Below are 19,726 nucleotides of genomic sequence, written 5' to 3' on the forward strand. Positions count from 1 at the left end.
CGCCGGGCATGGCCCGGCGCTGCCGACGAGGTGGCGGTCAGGCCACCGGCGGCACTGCGGGCACTTCGACCTGCTGTACCGGCAGGGTCACCATCATCACTGTCGGGTCGTCCGGGTCGAGTCTGGTCTTGAAGCCCAGGCTCTGGCACATCGCCAGCATGGTGCTGTTCTCGCGCAGCACCTGGCCTTCGACCACGTCCAGGCCCAGCCACTTGGCGTACTCGATCATGATCGCCATCAGCCGCCAGCCGATGCCGTGGCCCTTCAGGTCCGAGCGGATCAGGATGCCGTACTCACCGCGATGGTAATCCGCATCGGCGTGCAGGCGCACCGCGCCCAGCATCTCGCCACTGCGCGGTTCGATCGCCACCAGCGCGATCGAGCGTGCGTAATCGAGCTGGGTCAGGCGCGCGATGAACTCGTGGCTGAAGTGCTTCACCGACTGGAAGAAGCGCAGGCGCAGGTCCTCGTCGCTGACGCGGGCGAAGAACGCACGGAACAGCGCGTCGTCCTCCGGCCGCACCGGGCGCACGAAGGCACGGCCGCCATCGGACAGCTCAATGGTGCGCTCCCACTCCTTCGGGTACGGGAACACTGAGAAGCGTGGATGGCCGCGGCCCTTGTGCAGGATGCGCGACGGCGCCACCGCCACGCGTGCGTCGAGGGCAAGGATGCCCTTGCCATCGACCAGCAACGGATTGATGTCCAGCGTGCGCACTTCAGGAATGTCGGCGGCCAGTTGTGCCAGCTTGACCAGCGCCAGCGCCAATGCGCGCTCGTCGGCGGCGGGCACGTCGCCGTAGGCCTTGAGGATGCGCGAGGCGCGGGTCTGGCCGATCAGTTCATGGGCCAGGCGCAGGTCGAGCGGCGGCAGTGCCAGCGCCTTGTCGTTGATCACTTCGACCGCAGTACCGCCACGACCGACCACGATCACAGGGCCGAACGTTGCGTCATCGGCAATGCCGACGATCAACTCACGCGCCTTCGGGCGGACGATGGTCGGCTGCACCAGCAGACCGTCAATGCGCGCATCCGGCCGCAGCTGGCGGGCACGTAACAGGATCGCATTGGCCGCGCTCTGCACCGCCGGCAGCGTCGTCAGGTTCAGGCGTACGCCATCGACTTCCGACTTGTGCGGAATATCGGGTGACAGGATCTTCAGTGCCACGCTGGCGCCACGTTCCAGCAGCGGTTGCGCCAGGTCCATCGCCTCGTGCGCATCGCGCGCATGCATCACCGGCGCGGAGGGAATGCCGTAGGCCTTCAGCAGCTCATGCGTGGCCAGTGGGTCCAGCCACTGCTGGCCGTTGGCCAGCGCCGCATCGACCAGCGCGCGTGCGGCCGCCGCGTCGACACTGAAATCCTGCGGCAGGCTGGGTGGCGTTTCCATCAGGGCGTTCTGCGCCTCGCGGTAGCGCACCAGGTGCTGGAAGCCGCGCACCGCTTCGGCCTCGGTCGGATAGGTCGGCACCCGTGCCGCGTTGAGCGTGGCTGTGGCCTGGTCGTCGTTGCCCAGCCACACCGCGAATACCGGTTTGTCGCGGTGATGGCGCGGGCGCAGTCCGAGCGTGCGGGTAAGCGCCTGTGCGGCGTCTGCGGACGACGTGAATGCGGTCGGCACGTTGACCACCATCACCGCATCATTCTCGTTGTCGGCCAGCAGCGCTTCGATGGCCGCGGCGTAGCGGTCACCGTCGGCATCGACCACGATGTCCACCGGATTGCTGCGTGACCAGCCCTGCGGCAGCACCGCGTCGAGCTTCTCGACCGTGCTGTCGGACAGGTTGGCCAGCGTGCCACGCAATGCGATGAGCTGGTCCACGGCAAGGCGGCCGACACCACCGCCATTGCTGAGGATGGCCAGCCGGCGACCGGGGAAGGTGCCCAGCCGCCCCAGCGATTCGGCAGCGGTGAACAGTTCATCCAGCGCGCCGACGCGCAGCAGGCCGGCGCGGTTGAACGCTGCGCCATACACATCGTCGGCGCGGGCCAACGCCTGCACGTGGGTATCGCGGCTGCCTGGCTGCACCCGCTCGGCGCGACCGGACTTCACCACCACCACCGGCTTGGCACGGGCGGCGGCACGCGCGGCCGACATGAACTTGCGCGCATCCTTGATCTGCTCAACATAGAGCAGGATGGCACGGGTGCGGTAGTCGGTGGCGAAGTAGTCGAGCAGGTCGCCGAAGTCGACGTCCATCGTGTCGCCCAGCGACACCACGGCGGAGAAACCGACCGAACGGGCCACGCCCCACTCCACCAGCGCGGCGGCAATGGCGGAGGATTCGGAGATCAGCGCGAGGTCGCCAGCCTGCGGGAAGTGCGCGGCGATGCTGGCGTTGAGCCGCGCGTGCGGCGCAATGACGCCCAGGCAGTGTGGGCCGAGAATGCGCAGGCCATGCTTGCGCGCCACCGTTTCCACCTGTTCCGACAACGAGCCCGGACCTTCGCCCAGGTGCGCGGTGAGGATGATTGCGGCCTGCACGCCGCGCTCGGCAGCGGTGCGCACCACCTGCGGCACGATGGCTGCGGGGGCGGTGATCACCACCAGGTCCGGTACCCAGTCCAGGTCCTTCAGCCGCTTCACAGTGCGGATGCCATCGATCTCGGCGTGCCGCGGGTTGATCCACGCTACCTTGCCGGGGAAGCCCGTGCCGCGCAGGTTGCGCATCACTGCGCGGCCAGCCGAACGCTCACGCGGGCTGCCGCCGATCACCGCGACTGACTGCGGACGGAACACGGACTGCAGGTGGTAGGTACTCATACGCCTACGGTACCCAAAAAAGGGGACGGAGGGGATTAAGTCGTTTGTGCCACAAACGACTTAATCCCCTCCGTCCCCATTTCTCTTACAGCAGCGTGCCGTGCAGGATCATCGCGGCGATGCTGAAATAGATCACCAGCCCGGTCACGTCCACCAGGGTGGCCACGAACGGGGCCGAGGCACTGGCCGGGTCGAAGCCCAGGCGCTTGAGGATGAACGGCAGCATCGAGCCGGACAGCGAGCCGAAGGTGACGATGCCGACCAGCGCCGCACCGATGGTGATCGCCAGCAGGATCCAGTGCTCGCCGTAGTCATGCAGGCCGCCCAGCTGCCAGATCACGATGCGCACGATGGCAAGGCAACCGAGGATGGCGCCCAGCACCATGCCGGTGGGGATCTCGCGGATGGCCACCTTCCACCAGTCGCGCAGGCGCAGTTCACGCAGCGCCAGGCTGCGGATCAGCAGCGAGGTGGCCTGCGAGCCAGAGTTGCCGCCCGAACTCATGATCAGCGGAATGAACAGGGTCAGCACCACAGCGCGCGCCAGTTCGTCCTCGTAGTGCTGCATCGCGCTGGCAGTCAGCATCTCGCCCAGAAACAGCACGCTCAGCCAGCCGGCGCGCTTGCGCAGCATCTCGAAGAAGCCGATCTGCATGTACGGCTTGTCCAGCGCTTCCATGCCGCCGAACTTGTGCGCGTCCTCGGTGGATTCCTCGATCAACGCATCCAGTACGTCATCGACGGTGACAATGCCGAGCATCTGCTGCTGCGCATCGACCACCGGGATCGCCAGCAGGTCGTGGCGACGGATCAGCCGTGCCACTTCTTCCTGGTCCATCAGTGCGTCCACCGTTACCGGTGGGTTGACCTGGGCCACGTCCAGGATCGACTCCTCCGGCAGGCCGGTGATCAACCGGCGCATGGTCACCACCTGCTGCAGCTGCTGGCTGGCCGGATCCAGCACGTAGATCGCGTACACCGTCTCGCGGGTGCGCTCGACCTGGCGGATGTGCTGCAGGGTCTGCGCCACGGTCCAGCTGGCGGGCACCGCCACGTATTCGGTGGTCATCAGCGCACCGGCGGTGTTCGGCGGGTAGCTGAGCAGCTTCTGGATGGCCTGGCGGGCATCGGTACCGAGCAGCGGGATCAGCCGTGCGCGTTCTTCCTCGTCCAGCTCGTGGACGATGTCGGTGGCCCGGTCATCAGCCATCAGCCCGAGCAGGGCAGCGGCGCGGGCCGGTGGCAATGCGGCCACCAGCTCGCCGCTGCGGTGCAGCTCCGGCGCTTCCAGCATCTTCACCGCACGCGGCAACGGCAGCGCAGCCAGCGTTTCCGCGGCGCGCACGAGTTCCAGCGTGTTGAGGAATTCCACCGCGTCAGCGGTGTTGTAGTTCGCCAGCGGTGCGGCCAGGGCGGCGGCATCGGCCACCGGGCGCAGCAATTGCTTCTGGTTCATCGGGTTTGCCTTGTGGGGGTGCGACCTCGCGCAACGCCAACGCAGGCAAACCGTCCCGATGTCAGGCGGTGGCCATCGCTGGCGTCGAACGAGGTCGACTTCTACTGTCGCTGGACATGGGTTGGGGACTCCGGGATGCGTGTGCTGGAGGACGCGCCGCCAGCGGCGGGCAGTCTGGACCCGTGGGCCATGCAGGTCAACCCGCTCCCGCCGCGGCAGCACCCCGCCCCGCAGGTTGTTCTCGTGCGTACACGGACCGGCGCGCATAATGGCGCGGTGGTGTTCGCCACGCTTTCCCCACCCGAACGGACGCACAGCGGGCTTCCCCGATGACCAGGTATTCCCATGCATAGCGGTGGTCTGGAACTGGCCCTGGTGCTGCTGCTGGCGGCGGTCATCGCCGTGCCGGTGTTCAAGAAATTCGGCTTCGGCGCGGTACTGGGCTATCTGGCGGCCGGCGTGGTGCTGGGCCCGGACGGACTGGGCTTCGTGCAGGACGCCGACCGCATCCTCGGCGCCGCCGAGATCGGCGTGGTGATGCTGCTGTTCGTGATCGGACTGGAGCTGTCGCCGGCACGCCTGAAGGTGATGCGGCGCTCGGTGTTCGGTGCCGGTGCGGCGCAGGTGGCACTGTCCGGGCTGGTGCTGGGCGGCCTGCTGCTGCTCGACCACTTCCAGTGGAAGAGCGCGCTGGTGGTGGGCGTGGCGCTGGCGCTGTCATCCACGGCGGTGGGCCTGCAGCTGCTGTCCGAGCACAAAGCGATCAACAGCGACCACGGCCGGTTGGGCTTTGCCATCCTGCTGTTCCAGGACCTGATCGCGATCCCGCTGCTGGCGGCCATTCCGTTGCTGGGCGGGGTCAAGAATGAAACCCTGCGCTGGGAAGATGCGGCCGTGGCCCTGGGTGCGCTGGCGGTAGTGATCCTGTGCGGGCGACCGGTGCTGCGCCGGGTGTTCAGCACCATTGCCCGGACCCGCAGCCCGGAAGTATTCACCGCCACCGCGTTGCTGGTGGTGCTGGGCACCGCCTGGTTCATGCAGGAAGCCGGCCTCAGCCCCAGCCTCGGCGCCTTCCTGGCCGGCGTGCTGCTGTCCGACTCGGAGTTCCGCCACGAGCTGGAATCGCAGATCGAACCATTCAAGGGCCTGCTGCTCGGCCTGTTCTTCATCGCGGTGGGCATGGGCATCGACCTGGACCGCATCGCCGCCGAGCCGTGGCTGATCGCCGCGGGTGTGGGCATCCTGCTGGTGGTCAAGTTCAGCCTGCTGTACGCGGTTGGCCGTGTCGCCCGGCTCAGCCCGCGGCAGTCGCTGCTGCTGGGCAGCGTGCTGTGGCTGGGCGGTGAGTTCGCTTTCGTGGTGTTCAACGAGGCACAGCGCGCGCACCTGCTGGGCAACGCCAACCACGACCGGCTGGTGGCGATCGTCGGCCTGTCGATGGCGATCACGCCGCTGTTGATGATCGCGCTGCTGAAACTGCTCGGCCAGGAGAAAGCCGCTCCGCGCGAGCCGGCGGACGCCGACAAGGTGGCGCCGGACAACCGACCGAAGGTACTGATCGCCGGCATGGGCCGCTTCGGCCAGGTGATCGCGCGCCTGCTGACCGCCCAGAAAGTGCCGTTCGTCGCGCTGGAGGCGAACCCGGACACCGTGGCCGACCTGCGCCGATTCGGCAACCAGCTGTATTACGGCGACCCGACCCGGCCGGAGATGCTGCGCGCGGCCGGCGGCGAGCACATCGATGTGTTCGTGATCACCGTGGATGACCCGGAAACCAATCTGCGCGCAGTGCGCATGGTGCGCCGGCTGTACCCGGATGCCACGGTGCTGGCGCGTGCGCGCAACCGCCAGCATGCGTGGCGGTTGATGGACATGTCGGCTGAGCCGTTCCGCGAGGTGTTCGGCACCAGCCTGGAGATGAGTGGCCGCGTGCTGACTGCACTGGGCGTTGCCCCCACTGTGGCCGAGCGCCACGTGCAGCGTTTCCGCGAGCACGATGAGCAGCTGCTGCGTGACCAGTACCTGGTCTACGACGACGAGGCCGCCGTGATCCAGACCTCGCGCGATGCACGCAACGACCTGATGCACCTGTTCGAGGCCGACGCGGAAAGCGACGACAAGTAGGCGTGACGACCAACGGTCGGCACCCACCACAGATTGCGGTAGTGCCGGCCGCTGGCCGGCAGCCTAGGGATTCCGTAGATCCACGCCATGCGTGGATGACGCGATGCCGGGGTCAGAGCCCTTTCCGTTGGAAAGGGATCCGACCCCGGTGCTCAGCCGTTGTCGCGCAGGAACCGCGCCATCGACGAAACACCCGGCACGCGCGGTTCGAACTCGCCGGCAACGTCGATGAAGCCACGCATCACCGCGATCTCGCGCGGGCTGCGGTTGAGGCCGTCGCGTACTTCCGGATCGGCACCGGCACGCAACAGGCGCTGCACCAGCAGCGGCAGGCCATGCAGGGCGGCCAGGTGCAGCGGACCGAAGCCGCGCGGATCGCGCACCTCAAGGCTCACGTCTTCGTCCAGCAGGCGTTCCACCGCGGCCATCACCACCTGTTCGTCGCAAGCGGTGCCGGGCTCGGCGCGTGCACCCAGCAGCAGCAGCAGCGGCGTGACCGAACCGGCGGCGGCCTGGTCCGGTTCGGCACCGGCCAGCAGCAGGGTGTCGAGCAGGGCGAGCAGGCGCGAACGGTCGCGGGCGCTGAAACCGTAAAGCGCGGCACAGTGCAGCGGGCCCAGCTGTTGCGCATCACCGGCATGCACGTCGGCACCTGCGGTGAGCAGGCGCGCGACGATGTCCGGCAGGCCCAGCGCCGAAGCGAGCATCAGCACGGTCACGCCGCCCGGCAGGCGGTGTTCCAGCTTGGCGCCGGCGTCGAGCAGGGCCGAGACGATGTCCACCTGGCGCATGCTGACCGCCGCCGACAGCGGCGTGGCACCACTTGCCGCCGCGTGCTGCGGATCAGCGCCGCGCGCCAGCAGCAGGTCGGTCACCGCCAGATGGCCACCACCGGCGGCGCGCAGCAGTGCGGTGCAGCCCTGCGCATCGACCGCATCAACGGCGAAGCCCAGATCGATCAGGCGGCGCACCGCATCGACGTCACCGGCCATTGCGGCCGCCGGCAGATCGGCTTCGCGCAGGGTGCGGCGCGGCAACGGCCACACCCGCCAGTCCAGCCAGTCGGCCAGATCGCGGCGACCAATCGACAGCGCCACGCCCAGCGGCGTCTGGCCATCGGCGGCGCGTGCTTCCGGCGAGGCGCCATGCTGCACCAGCAGCTTCAGCGCACCTTCGCGGGCCAGCGCGGTGGCCAGATGCAATGCGGTCATGCCGTGGCTGTCGCGGGCTTCGCGATCGACGCCTGCCTTCAGCAGGGCCTGCTGCAGGCGCAACCAGCCCAGGCGCACCGCCAGCGACAGCGGCGGATCACCGGCTGGCGAAGCTGCGAACGGATCGGCGCCACGCTCCAGCAGTTCCAGCGCCAGCTGTTCCAGGCCGCGCGCCGCCTGGTCGTGCTGGGCGCAGGCAGCAAGGAAGCGCGCGAGGCCGCCACGGCCGGCCGGCGACAGGCCACGCTGCAGCATCACCTGCAGCGCCGGCACCGCATCGATGCCGCGCGACAGCAGGGCGAACATCGGCGTGTCGGAACAGGCGTCGCGCACGTAGGGATCGGCGCCGTGGCCCAGCAGCCAATCAACCGCACGCGGCTCCAGCGCCAGCTCCGGGTCGAGCAGCAGGCCACCCAGTTCTTCCGGCTGGCACAGCTTGGCCAGCGCGGCCATGCCCTCGGTGTTGCCGAAGCCCAGCGCTTCGCGCAGCAGGGTCAGCGGCGGGCGGTCCGGCAGCAGGCCGCTGGCACTGGCGGCCTCGCCACGCTCGGCCAGGCCATCACTGACGGCGGCGGGCAACGGGTAGGAGGGGTCCAGCAGGGCCACGATCGCCCAGCGGCCGGCTTCGGCAGCGTAATCCACCGCGCGACGACCGACCGGATCGGTCGCGTCGGCGGCGATGCCCAGCTCCACCAGGCGCTTGACCAGCAACGGCGAGACATCCTCGGCCATCGCCGCCAGCTGCACCGCGTTGCGGCCTTCGCCGTCAACGGCAACCAGGTCCGGCTTGTGCGGCAGCAGGTGTTCGACCACCGCGGCGCGCCCGGCACGGGCCGCTTCCAGCCATGGCGTGCGGCCCAGGGCATCGCGCGCTTCCAGATTGGCTCCGGCGCCGAGCAGCACGCCGATGATCTCCACGTGGCCGGCCAGCGCCGCCTCGTGCAGCGCGCTGCGGCGCTGGCGATCGCGGGCGTCGGCGCGCGCCTTGTGCTTGAGCAGCAGCTGCACCCCGGCCGGGTCGTCATCTTCGGTGGCAGCAGCGGCCAACAGCACCGGCGTGCCCTCGGCCGGTTCGCTGCGCGCACCGCGTTCGAGCAGGAAGCGGGCCAGGCGCCAGTTGCCGACTTGGCAGGCCACCGCCAGCGGCGACCAGCCCTCGTTGTTCAATGCATCGACTTCGGCGGCGGCATCGCGCAACAGCGCGGCCACGCCCGGGTCGGAACTGCGCGCGGCATGGTGCAGCGGCGTATTGCCATCGCTGTCGGTAGCACGCGAGTCGGCACCATTGGCGAGCAGGGTCATCACCGCTTCGGGGCGGCCATGCCAGCTGTCACGCGTGGCGGCCAGCAATGGCGTCATGCCGCGGTGCGGCGCGTTCACGTCAACGCCGCGGGCGATCAGTTCGCGCAGCAGGCGCAGGTCCGGCAGCACCGCGGCCAGCACCGCCAGGCTGCGCTGGTCGCGCCAGTTCGGGTCGGGCAGCGCATACGGATCGGCGCCGGCCTGCAGCAGCTGCAGGCCGCGGTCGATGCGGCCATGGCGGGCGGCTTCATACAGTGCCGGGGTCAGCTCCTGCGGTGCCATCGCCTCCAGCGGCGCGGTCTCGGCTGCGGCGGCGAACATCGGTTCGTGTTCGTGGCTGGCCGTCGCCAATGGGCTGGAGCGCAACGCCACCAGCGGCGCCGGCTTGACCCGCTGCAGCAGCAGATGCAGCAGTGGTGACAGCAGCACCACCGCCAGCGCGGCGGGCCAGCGTGCACTTTCCGGCAGCAGGCCCGGCCAGGCTGGCAGCACCACCAGCGCGGCCAGCGCGATCACCAGCGCGGCCACGCCGAGACCGCGCCAGGCGGTCAGGTCGCGACCGGCCAGCGCCTGCCAATGGTGGGCCAGGCTGCCATCAAGCCGTTCGACATCGTTCCACAACGGCCAGGTGCGCCAGGCAGCGAGCAGGCCGGCACTGACCAGCACGCTCAGGCCCAGCACCGCCGCAAGGCTGCCGCTGTCACGCAGTGCGGCCAGTGGCCAGGCCAGCAGCAGCGCCAGCAACAACGGCGCGGCCGACCACAACGCCAGCAATGCCGGCAGGTCCTGGCGCGCAACCACCTTCAGCGGCAGCAGCGCGCGGCTGCGCCGCCACCACGACACGCCCAGCGCGAACGCCGGCTGTGCCAGCGCAGCAAGGATGGCACCTGGAACGCCGCCCACGGCAGCGCCCAGCGCCAGCACGGCGCCCACGGCGAAGGCGATCGACAGGGCGCGCGGACGGGACGTATCAGTCATAGTGGCGCGGCATCAGGCTGGCCACCGACGGCGGCACCTGCAGGTAGAACCCGCGCTCGCTCATTTCACTGCGAACCTTGTCCGGGTCGGCCTGGGCCAGGCGGCGCTGGGCATCCAGTGCCACGTCCAGGACGAAGGTGAGCGCACCCAGCGAGGTGAGCAGCGGCGCAGGCAGCGCGCTGAAATCATCGCGTCGGGGAACGTAGACGTAGGTGTCCGGCTTGAGTTGGCTTTTATAGACGTAGGCGTGCATGTCCACGGGACGATAACCCGGGAAGAGCCGTGATTGTGTCGGAAAGCCGACACCGGGGAAAGCCGTCAGCCGACGATGGCGGCGCGATCGACGGTGTTTCCCCGGCAGGGTTCAGTAATGTGGCGGCGGCGTTCAGGCAACGCCACGTGCTCAGTTGGCCGCGATCTCTTCGGTCATCAGCGGATCGAGCGTGGGGTTGTCCAGCCAGCGGGCCACATCGCCGCCCAGCGCCTCGGCCACCAGCTTCAGGGTGGTGCAGGCGCGGAAGGTGAAGGGACGGCTGGTGGTGCGCTTGAAACTGAAATTGCCGACCACGCGGCCGTCTTCCTTCAGTTCGCCATAGATGCGCCCCCACTTCGGTCCTGAAATGGCCCCCCCCCTGCGGCGTGGGCCTTGGTCACGACGATGTCCAGGCGGCGTCCCGCGTCTTCGCCGGCTGCGGCAACCACCACCCTGCCACCGGCATGGCGCACGATGCTGCTGCTCAGATCGCGGCCGAACGCGCACTCCTGGCGGATCAGCTCACCGCCGACCTCGGCCCGGTACGGTACCTCGGCGGCAATGCGGATGGGTGCTGCATCGGTCGCGTGCGCCGACAGCGCGGGCACGCAGCAGAAAGCCACGGCCAGGGCCGTAGCATGCATCGATTTCATGGAGTCCCCCTGTGGACGGCCTGTGGACGGCATCCCCAGCCCGCGGGCGGGGATGACGGTGGCTTACTTGACCTTGGCGTAGGTGCCCTTCAGCGCCACGCCGGCGACGAAGGTGCCGGCCCAGCACTCGTAGTTGGTGCTGCTCTTGAACTCGTTCTTCTTGTAGTAGCTGACGATGTCGACCACCGCGTTGGCACCGCGCGACTTGGCGCCATCCTGCAGCGCGCGCAGCGCCGACAGCGCAACCCAGCGGCAGGCTTCGGCGTCGCTCTTGTTGGCGGCATTGGTCTTCTTGTTGGTCACGTCTTCGCCCAGGCGCTGCTGCACGCCGACCGGCTGGCCAGCCAGGTAGAAGCGCACGCTGCCGTCAATGCCGGCGTCCCTGGCAGCCTGCGAGCTGACCAGTTCCTGCAGGGACTGCTCGAGGCGGGTATCGCGGGCGGAAGCGGTGGAGGTCAGGGCCAGCAGTGCGGTGGCCGTGGCGATCATCAGGGTGCGGCGCATCGGAACATCTCCTTGTCTAGGGTGCGGGTGGGTTGCGGAAAAAGGCGGGATGGGACGGCGGATCATTCGCTCCAGCGGCGGAACACCAGCGAGGTGTTGATGCCGCCGAAGGCGAAGTTGTTGCTCATCACGTACTCGGCCTGCAGTTCGCGGCCCTGCCCGGTGATGAAGTCGAGCTGGCCGCAGCGCGGGTCAACCTCGGCCAGGTTCAGCGTGGGGGCGAACCAGCCGGCGCGCATCATCTCGATGCTCAGCCAGGCCTCGAACGCACCACAGGCACCGAGCATATGGCCGACGTAGCTCTTCAGCGAGCTGATCGGCACGCGGCTGCCGAATACCTGCGCTGTGGCCTGGGTCTCGGCGATGTCGCCGTGATCGGTGGCGGTGCCGTGGGCATTGACGTAGTCGATCTGCGCTGGCTCCAGGCCCGCATCTTCCAGCGCCAGGCGCATGGCGGTGGCCATGGTGTCGGCACTGGGCTGGGTGACGTGCTGGCCATCGCTGTTGGTGCCGTAGCCGACCACCTCGGCAAGGATGGTGGCGCCGCGTGCCTGCGCGTGCTCCAGGTCTTCCAGGATCAGCGTGCAGGCACCCTCGCCCAGCACCAGGCCATCGCGGCCGGCATCGAACGGGCGCGGCGTGGTCTGCGGCGCGTCGTTGCGCACGCTGGTGGCGAACAGGGTGTCGAACACCGCCGCAGCGGTGGCGTCGAGCTGCTCGGCACCACCGGCAACCATCACCGTCTGCTTGCCGCTGCGGATCGCTTCATAGGCCGCGCCCACGCCCTGGCTGCCCGAGGTGCAGGCACTGGAGGTGGTGTAGACACGCCCCGACAGGCCGAAGAACACGCCGATGTTGACCGGCGCGGTGTGGCTCATCATCTTCAGGTAGGTGGTGGCGCTGATGCCATCGGTGGTGAACTCGTTGAGCATGCGCCCGAACTCGCCGGTGGCTTCGTGGCTGCCCGACGAGGAACCGTAGGCCACGCCGGTGCGGCCGCTGCGCAGCACCGGGTGCTCGTGCAGGCCCGCCTCGCGCAGCGCCACTTCGGTGGCGCGCACCGACATGATCGCGACCTTGCCCATCGAGCGGGTGGTCTTGCGGTTGTAGTTCGGCGGCAGCTCGAAGTCCTGGGCCGGCGCGGCCAGCTTGGTGTTCAGCCCGGCATAGACATTCCACTCGGGCATCGCGCGCACCGCGTTGCGGCAGCTGCGCAGGTGCGCCTCGATGGTCGGCCAGTCATGGCCGAGCGGACTGATCGCGGACGCGCCGGTCACCACTACGCGACGATCGGCGGCCATCAGAGCATGCCTCCGTTCACCGAGATCACCTGGCGGGTGATGTAGCCGGCCGGTTCGGACAGCAGGAACGCCACCGTGGCCGCCACTTCGTCGGGACGGCCGACGCGGCCGGCGGGAATCAGCTTGAGCGCGTGTTCAACCACTTCGTCGTTGAGCATTTCGGTCTCGATCAGGCCCGGGGCCACGCAGTTGACGGTGATCTGGCGGCTGGCCAGTTCCAGCGCAAGGGCCTTGGTGGCGCCAATGATGCCGGCCTTGGCAGCGCTGTAGTTGACCTGCCCGCGGTTGCCGGCCAGGCCGGACACCGACGACAGGGTGACGATGCGGCCGGGTTTGCGCCGCCGCACCATCGGCATGATCAGCGGATGCAGCACGTTGTAGAAGCCATCCAGATTGGTGTGGATCACCTGGTCCCAATCGTCCGCCGACAGTGCCGGGAAAGCACCATCACGGGCGATGCCGGCATTGCATACCACACCGTAGTACGCGCCATGTGCCTCGACATCGGCCTCCAGCGCGGCGCGCGCGGCCTCGCGGTCGGCCACGTCAAACGCCAGCACGCGGGCCTGCTGGCCCAGTGCCTGGATCTCGGCCACCACGGCCTGCGCTTCTTCCACGCGACTGCGGCAATGCACCACCACGTCGAAGCCATCGCGCGCGATGCGCAGCGCAATGGCCCGGCCGATGCCCCGGCTGGCGCCGGTCACCAGCACACTTCGATTCCCTGTCATGCCTGTCCACTCTCCAGATAGGCCATCGCATCGGCCGGTTCGAACACCGACACGTTGGCTGTCGCCCATTCGTCTTCGCCCGCCAGGATGCGGCAGGCGAACATCCCCAATCCATTGTCACCCAACAACTCGCAGCGCGCCTGCACGCGCAGCCGCGAGCCGCTGGGGAAGCTGCTGCGCGCGCTGTTGTAGCGGCGGCTGCCGAGCAGGAAACCGAGCTGCGGCGGCTTGCCGGCCGCGCGCGCGCGGCAGCCGGCCCAGGCCGCGATGGCCTGTGCCATGTATTCGATGCCCACCCAGGCCGGCACCTGGTGGTTTTCCACGAACAGGCCGGCCTCCGGCACTACCAGTTCGGCCTCGATGGCGTCCTGGTCCCAGTGCGTGATGCGCTCCAGCAGGCACATGTCCTGGCGGTGCGGCACCACCTCTTCAATCGCATACAGCATGTTCATCGGCGCTCCAGCGCCAGCACGGCATTGCTGCCGCCGAAGGCGAACGAGTTGCTCAGCACCCGCCGCGGTGGCTCTGCCAGGCGGGTGGCGGGCGCGACCAGTGGCAGCATCGGCAGCGCGGGGTCAGCCACGCCATCCCACCAGTGGGGCGGCAGCTGCTGCTGCGGGTTCTCGGCCAGCAGGATCCAGCACAGTGCGGCTTCGATCGCGCCTGACGCGCCCAGCGTATGGCCGGTCAGCGGCTTGGTCGAACTGGCCGGAACGTCATTGCCCAGCACCTGCGACACCGCCAGGCTTTCCATCGCATCGTTGTGCCCGGTGGCGGTGCCATGCAGGTTCACGTAGTCCACTTCATCGGCAGCCCAGCCGGCGCGCTGCAGCGCCTGCTGCAGGGCATCGATGGCGCCCAGGCCCTGCGGGTCCGGCGCGGACATGTGGTGGGCGTCGGCCGATTCGCCCCACCCGGCCAGGCACACCGGGCCCGGCTCGCGGGTAAGCAGGAACAGCGCGGCACCCTCGCCGATGTTGATGCCGGCGCGGTGCTGCGAGAACGGGTTGCAGCGCAGGGCCGACACCGATTCCAGCGCGCTGAAGCCGGCCACGGTGAAGCGGCACAGCGAATCGGCGCCGCCTGCGATCACGGCGTCGACGATGCCGGCGCGCAGCATGCGCGCGGCCGACATCAGTGCCTTGGCACTGGACGAACACGCCGTGGACAGGGTCCATGCCGGCCCTTGCGCGCCGCTGCGCTGGCGCACGAACTGCGCGGCGGTGCCCATTTCCTGCTGGGCGTAATCGAAGCCCTGCGGCCACTGGCCCTGTTCGGCGTGGCTGCGCAGGGCCTGCTCGGATTCACCAATGCCCGAGGTGCTGGTGCCCAGCACCACCGCCACGCGCTCTGCACCATGGCGGGCGATCGCCGCGGCCACCGCCGGTGCGATCTGCGCCAGCGCCACCTCCAGCAGGGCGTTGTTGCGCCCGCGCAGGGCCACCGGCAGGTCATCCAGCGCCGGCAACGGCGTGCGTACCTCTCCCAACGCCAGGGTGCGCCCCGGCAACAGGCTGTCGTTGTCGCTGAGCCCGCCCGGCACATCGGCGAACATCGCCGATGCGACCGCGGCGCGGCCATCGCCGAGCGCGCAGACCACGCCCAGGTCGTTCAGGTAGATCGGTGCACTCATCGGTCCTGCCCGGCCATATCGATCGATTCGATGCGCAGCGCATAGCCTTCGGCACGGTTGTCCAGCTGCACGCTGCCATCGTCCAGGCGCTGCAGCTGCAGCCACACCGTGCCGTCACGCGACAGGCGGCGCTGGTGGCCGTCGTCGCTGACCTCCCAGCCGGCCGGCAGCGCGGCGGCGATGGCCGCGGTCGGCCACAGCGCGAACTGCAGGTCATCCAGCACACGCTCGGCACGTACCTGCGGCGGCAGCCACGGCGCGCGCTGCTGGGTCAGCTGCTGGCCGTCCCATTGCAGGCGCACGCCGGTCTGGCCCATCGCCTGCACCGCCAGCTGCACCTGCTGCGCATCGGCTTCCAGCAGAGCGTCGAGGTCGCGCTCATGCGTGCCGAAGCGGAAATGCAGCTGCTGCTGCAGCGCCAACGTCGCCGGCAGGCTGGCCGGCGACAGGCGCAGCGGCGGCAGTTCCACCAATGGCTTGGGCATGCGGCCGGCACAGGCGGCCAGCAGCAGGCACAGCAGCAGTGCGGTGGTACGGGCGATCAGGCGCTGCACAGCTGCTCCAGTACGCGCATGCGGCGGCCGCTTTCGTCGGCCACATACGGGTTGTTGGTGTCCCAGGCGTAGCCGGCCAGGATGGAACTGATCATGTCGCGCACTTCGGGCTGCTGCTGCGGGTGGTAAATGATCTTCTGGAAGCCGCCCTCGTACCAGCTTTCGACAAAGCGGCGGAAAGTCTTCACGCCGGCGCGCAGCGGGATCGAGAACTCGGCTTCCCAGTCGACGGTTTCACCGGCATAGCGGCGCGCCAGGCATTCGCTGGCCAGCTGCGCGGACTTGAAGGCGATGGTGACGCCGGAGGAGAACACCGGGTCGAGGAACTCGCCGGCATTGCCCAGCAGCGCGTAGCCCGGGCCCCACAAAGAGCTGACGTTGGCCGAGTAGCCGGTGATGCGCCGCACCGGCAGCACTGCCCATTCGGCGTTGGCCAGCAGGCGGGTCAGGTTGGGGTCCTCGCCGACGATGGCCTGCAGCTTCTGCAGGTCGTCGCCCTCGTAGCGTTCGAAGAACGACGGCTCGGCGACCACGCCCAGCGAGCAGCAGCCGTTGGAGAACGGGATCGTCCAGTACCAGACGTCGATGTGTTCGGGGTGGGTGGTGATCAGGATCTTGTTGCGGTCGAAGTCCGCTTCGGCCGGAATGTTGTCGCGCACGTGGCAGAAGATCGCACCGCGCACCGGGAAGTTGGACGGCGATTCCAGCTGCAGCAGGCGCGGCAGCAGGCGCGCGAAGCCCGATGCGTCGAGGATGAAATCGGCCTCGATGCGGTATTCGCTGCCATCCGGGCGCCGCACGGTCACCGCCGGCTGCTCGCCCGCTTCGACCGACAGCACTTCGTCGCCAAAGCGCAGCGTGGTGCCCATGCGCTCGGCACCCCGCGCCAGCACGTTGTCGAAGTCGGCGCGCTGCACCTGGTAGGTGGTGCCCCAGCCCGGCGAGAACTTCTTCCTGAAGTCGAACGCGGTGCGCGCCTCGCCATGCACGAAGGCAGCGCCGTTCTTGTGCTGGAAGCCTGCTTCGACCACGTCCTGCAGCAGCCCGGCGGCCTCGATGTACTCCATGCTCTGCGGCAGCAGGCTTTCGCCGATGGAGAAGCGCGGGAACTGCTGGCGCTCCAGCATCAGCACCTGGCGGCCCTGCCGGCGCAGCATCGCCGCGGCCACGGAACCGGCCGGGCCGGCGCCGATGATCAGGATTTCAGTACGTTCGACAGCATCCACAGCAGTGTTCATCGGTGCGTCCTTGTTGCTCGATCAGGTGGAAAGAAGGAAGTCGGAAAACAGGCTCAGGCTGGCGGCAGATCGTGCGGCGGCGGCCGGAACAACGGCGAGATCAGCCAGACCAGGCCGATGCCGAACAGCAGGGTCAGGCCGAACGCGCGCAGCGCCGGGGTCTGCGACAGGCCCAGCAGGCCGAACGACAGCCAGGTGCTGGCCGCGCCCACGCACACCGCCAGCCAGGCGCTGGCATCGCCGCGGTGCTCGATCAGGAAGATGCCGTAGTCGATGCCCATGCCCAGCAGCAGCATCAACGCCAGCACGTTGAACAGCTGCAGCGGCTGGCCGAACAGGCCCAGCAGGCCCAGGGTGAGCGCGCCGGCGATCAGGGTCGGGGCGAACACGCGCCAGGCCTGGCGGCGGTAGCGCAGCCACAGCGCACCAAATACCAGCGCGATGCCGACCAGCAGCAGCCCGCCCATCAGCTTGCGGTAGTGGCCCAGCAGCTTGGAGAAATCTGACGTGCGGTCGACCCAGCGCACGCCGGGCAGGCCTTCGGCGGCACCTTCCAGCGTGGCCAGGGCATCGGCGCGCGACAGGTCATCGACCATCACCACGCTGATCATCTGTCCACCGACCTCACCCACCCACAGGTGGCGGAACGGCTGCGAGGCCGGCGAGGCCAGGAAGGCTTCGGCGGTGAGCGGCGCTGCGGCGAACTGCGGTCGCTGCAGCGGTTCGCCCACGGCCTCGGACACAGCCGACAGCACGCCGGGTTCCACCTTCGCGGTCAGCGCAGCATCGGCCTGCTGGCGTGCCGGTGACGGCAGCCAATCGCTGATGGCGCGGTAGCCGCCGATGCGTTTGTCATCGGCCAGTGCACGCAGGCGTTCGGTCAATGCCTCTTCACGCTGCAGCAGCTGCGCGGCATCGGCACCCTGCACCAGGTAGAACTGCGCCGGGCTGGGCATGCCCAGCAGCTGGCTCAGGCGGATCTGCTGCGCCATCAATGCCGGTGGCGAGGACTGCAGGCTGCGCAGGTCGTCGTTGCTCTGCAGGCGCGCGATGCCGATGGCAGACAGTGCCAGCGTGATCACCACGAACATCGTCACCGCGCGGCGGCCATGCAGGCGCGGGAAGCGCTCCAGCGTGTTGCCCAGCCACTGCGAGAAGCGGGTCTGGCGGATCTCGCCGCCATCCAGCCACGGGAACCAGAAGATGACCGTGAGGAACGCCGCGGCCAGGCCTACCACCGAGAACAGCGCCATCTGGCGCAGGCCGGGGAACGGGGCCAGGCCCAACGCGAGGTAGGCCAGCGCACTGGTCAGCAGGGCCAGCCACAGGCCGGGCAGCAGATGCCGCAGCAGCTTCCAGCGACGGTCGGCCGGTTCGGCCTGGCGCGACGCAAACCAGTGGATGCCGTAGTCCTCCGCTACGCCCACCAGCGATGCGCCGAACACGAGGGTCAGCACGTGCACCTTGCCGAATACCAGCACGGTCACCGCCAGTGCCACGCCGCAGCCGATCAGCAGCGAGGCGGCCACCAGCAGGATCGGGCGCAGCGAACGGAACGCCAGCCACACCAGCAACAGTACCGCGGCCAGTGAACCCCAACCGATCGTGTTGATTTCCTGGTTGGCCTGCACCGCCGCCGCTTCAGCATGCAGCGGCACGCCCGCATGCAGGATTTCAAGCTCCGGCGCCGCCGCCGTGGCGGCCTGCCCGGCACGTTCCAGCAGGCCATCAAGATGGCGCTCGCCATCGAGCTGGAACGCCGAACCCGGCGTATCGAACTGCAGCACCGCCCAATGCTTGCCTTCGGCTTCCAGCAGGCCGTCATCGCCCAACCGCAGGCCCGAACCCTGCGCCTGCTGCTGCCACCATTGCGGCCACAGCGACAACGGGTCCTGCCGCCAGTCGGTCAGGCGCGGCGCACCCATCGGGCCGTACAGCGCGGCCAGCGCCTGCTCGGCCAGCGCACCGGTTTCAGTACTCTGCAGCTGGTCACGCTGGGCCGGCGTCAACAGGCGGTCGCGGTACGGCGCGTAGAACGCGCGCGCCTCGTCGAACCAGCCTTCGATGGACCCGCTGGGCACCAGCAATGCACTGTCGGCATCGGCAGCCATGGCCGCAGCGAACGCGGCCTGCGCCCGCTTGGCGGCGGCGCCGTCCTGGCTACCGAGCAGCACCACCACCTGCCGCGAACTGCCGTCGGCAATGCGCCGGGTGACGTCACTCAACAGGCGGTCATGCGCATCCTGCGGGAGCAAGGCGAGGATGTCGGTGTCGATCCGCGATTGCTGGCTCCACAGGCGCCACTGCTGCGCGCCCATCACCAGCAGCACCAGCAGCCAGGCGATGCCCAGCCAGTGCCACCAGCGCCGCAACCGGTCCGGTGCGTTCGATGCCACGGCCTCACTCAAAGCGGCGCGCCTCGTCGGCATTGAGCGTGGCCGGGGCTTCGCTCAACGCGCTGAACTGGATCTGCGTGCGGTCCTTGTTGGCCTCGACGATCTCGACCTGGCGCACGTAGCGGTCGCCCTGCAGGGTCAGTGATTCGAAAGCCTTGGCCAGCATCGCCGACTTCGGCGTCAGGCGCAGCCGCCAGCCCTGTCCTTCACGGCTGGCCGCCACGTTGAACTGGCTGGACAGCGCCTGCACGTCGCCACTCATCAGCGCGAACATGATCGCGTTCACCGAACGCATCGCCGGCTGCTGCCGCGCGTCCAGTTCGACGCGGGTGCTGCCATCACGCTGGCGGCTGAGGATGCGGTCGGCGGTGACCACCACTTCGGAAGGGAACGGCTTGAGCGTGGTCCAGATCACGCCGTGCTGGCGCGCGACCACGAACCGGCCCTGCGAGCGCAGCGGATTCTTGAAGCCGCTGACCTGCTTTTCCTGGCTGAACTGGCCACGCAGCACCTCCGGCCGCGCCACCGTCTGGGTGATCGCATCCACGGCGGGGTCGGCGGCCTGCACGCGCGGTGCGGCAACAAGCATCAGCGCGCACAGCAGCACGCTCGGAAGACGGGCAAGCAT

Annotated in this window: 16 protein-coding genes; 1 reads left to right on the forward strand and 15 read right to left on the reverse strand. The window is 68.9% G+C overall.

Annotated features, from left to right (window positions below):
* Window positions 1-37: 37 nt before the first annotated feature.
* Both ACZK4H_RS21165 and mgtE read right to left on the reverse strand, forming a co-directional pair.
* Window positions 38-2,764, reverse strand: a complete 2,727-nt coding sequence (locus ACZK4H_RS21165; protein WP_099551748.1) for a bifunctional acetate--CoA ligase family protein/GNAT family N-acetyltransferase — start codon at window positions 2,762-2,764, stop codon at window positions 38-40.
* Between the two features lie 85 nt (window positions 2,765-2,849).
* Entirely contained in the window at window positions 2,850-4,220 is a 1,371-nt protein-coding gene (gene mgtE, locus ACZK4H_RS21170; protein ID WP_099551749.1) for a magnesium transporter, read from the reverse strand.
* A gap of 345 nt (window positions 4,221-4,565) precedes the next feature.
* Here mgtE and ACZK4H_RS21175 point away from each other — a divergent pair, with 345 nt between their 5' ends.
* Window positions 4,566-6,344 carry a monovalent cation:proton antiporter-2 (CPA2) family protein gene (locus ACZK4H_RS21175; protein ID WP_099551750.1) on the forward strand — a complete coding sequence of 593 codons (1,779 nt, stop codon included), beginning with the start codon at window positions 4,566-4,568 and terminating at the stop codon, window positions 6,342-6,344.
* Between the two features lie 152 nt (window positions 6,345-6,496).
* On the opposite strand, the gene ACZK4H_RS21180 is transcribed toward ACZK4H_RS21175, so the two are convergent.
* The 13 genes from ACZK4H_RS21180 to ACZK4H_RS21240 form a co-directional block, all read right to left on the reverse strand.
* Complete coding sequence (locus tag ACZK4H_RS21180) at window positions 6,497-9,835, reverse strand: ankyrin repeat domain-containing protein (protein ID WP_099551751.1); 3,339 nt, start codon at window positions 9,833-9,835, stop codon at window positions 6,497-6,499.
* Window positions 9,828-10,088 (reverse strand): YcgL domain-containing protein, encoded by a 261-nt coding sequence (locus ACZK4H_RS21185; RefSeq protein ID WP_049431711.1) that lies wholly within the window; start codon window positions 10,086-10,088, stop codon window positions 9,828-9,830. Before ACZK4H_RS21185 ends, ACZK4H_RS21180 begins: the two co-directional genes overlap by 8 nt.
* Before the next feature lie 150 nt (window positions 10,089-10,238).
* A complete protein-coding gene (locus ACZK4H_RS21190; protein ID WP_158230203.1) occupies window positions 10,239-10,403 on the reverse strand; it encodes a hypothetical protein in 165 nt (54 codons plus the stop codon).
* Window positions 10,404-10,417: 14 nt separating this feature from the next.
* The gene (locus ACZK4H_RS21195) at window positions 10,418-10,741 is read right to left on the reverse strand and encodes a hypothetical protein (protein ID WP_143567570.1); all 324 of its coding nucleotides are present in this window, start codon (window positions 10,739-10,741) and stop codon (window positions 10,418-10,420) included.
* 63 nt (window positions 10,742-10,804) lie between these two features.
* A complete protein-coding gene (locus ACZK4H_RS21200) occupies window positions 10,805-11,245 on the reverse strand; it encodes an excinuclease ATPase subunit (protein ID WP_099551753.1) in 441 nt (146 codons plus the stop codon).
* A 62-nt stretch (window positions 11,246-11,307) separates the two neighbouring features.
* Window positions 11,308-12,546, reverse strand: coding sequence for a beta-ketoacyl-ACP synthase (locus ACZK4H_RS21205; RefSeq protein WP_099551754.1), 1,239 nt, complete (start codon window positions 12,544-12,546; stop codon window positions 11,308-11,310).
* Window positions 12,546-13,277, reverse strand: coding sequence for a 3-ketoacyl-ACP reductase FabG2 (locus ACZK4H_RS21210; protein ID WP_099551755.1), 732 nt, complete (start codon window positions 13,275-13,277; stop codon window positions 12,546-12,548). Before ACZK4H_RS21210 ends, ACZK4H_RS21205 begins: the two co-directional genes overlap by 1 nt.
* A complete protein-coding gene (locus ACZK4H_RS21215) occupies window positions 13,274-13,729 on the reverse strand; it encodes a hotdog family protein (protein ID WP_099551756.1) in 456 nt (151 codons plus the stop codon). Before ACZK4H_RS21215 ends, ACZK4H_RS21210 begins: the two co-directional genes overlap by 4 nt.
* Window positions 13,726-14,910: a beta-ketoacyl-[acyl-carrier-protein] synthase family protein gene (locus ACZK4H_RS21220; RefSeq protein ID WP_099551757.1), complete on the reverse strand. Its 1,185-nt coding sequence runs from the start codon at window positions 14,908-14,910 to the stop codon at window positions 13,726-13,728. The genes ACZK4H_RS21215 and ACZK4H_RS21220 overlap by 4 nt, the downstream gene beginning before the upstream one ends.
* Complete coding sequence (locus ACZK4H_RS21225; RefSeq protein WP_099551758.1) at window positions 14,907-15,464, reverse strand: DUF3261 domain-containing protein; 558 nt, start codon at window positions 15,462-15,464, stop codon at window positions 14,907-14,909. The genes ACZK4H_RS21220 and ACZK4H_RS21225 overlap by 4 nt, the downstream gene beginning before the upstream one ends.
* Window positions 15,452-16,702 carry an NAD(P)/FAD-dependent oxidoreductase gene (locus ACZK4H_RS21230; protein ID WP_099551759.1) on the reverse strand — a complete coding sequence of 417 codons (1,251 nt, stop codon included), beginning with the start codon at window positions 16,700-16,702 and terminating at the stop codon, window positions 15,452-15,454. Before ACZK4H_RS21230 ends, ACZK4H_RS21225 begins: the two co-directional genes overlap by 13 nt.
* 53 nt (window positions 16,703-16,755) lie before the next feature.
* Window positions 16,756-19,131, reverse strand: coding sequence for an MMPL family transporter (locus tag ACZK4H_RS21235; RefSeq protein WP_099551760.1), 2,376 nt, complete (start codon window positions 19,129-19,131; stop codon window positions 16,756-16,758).
* Window positions 19,103-19,726 (reverse strand): LolA family protein, encoded by a 624-nt coding sequence (locus ACZK4H_RS21240; RefSeq protein ID WP_197577831.1) that lies wholly within the window; start codon window positions 19,724-19,726, stop codon window positions 19,103-19,105. The genes ACZK4H_RS21235 and ACZK4H_RS21240 overlap by 29 nt, the downstream gene beginning before the upstream one ends.

The organism is Stenotrophomonas sp. 78350_Sma, from assembly GCF_056482105.1.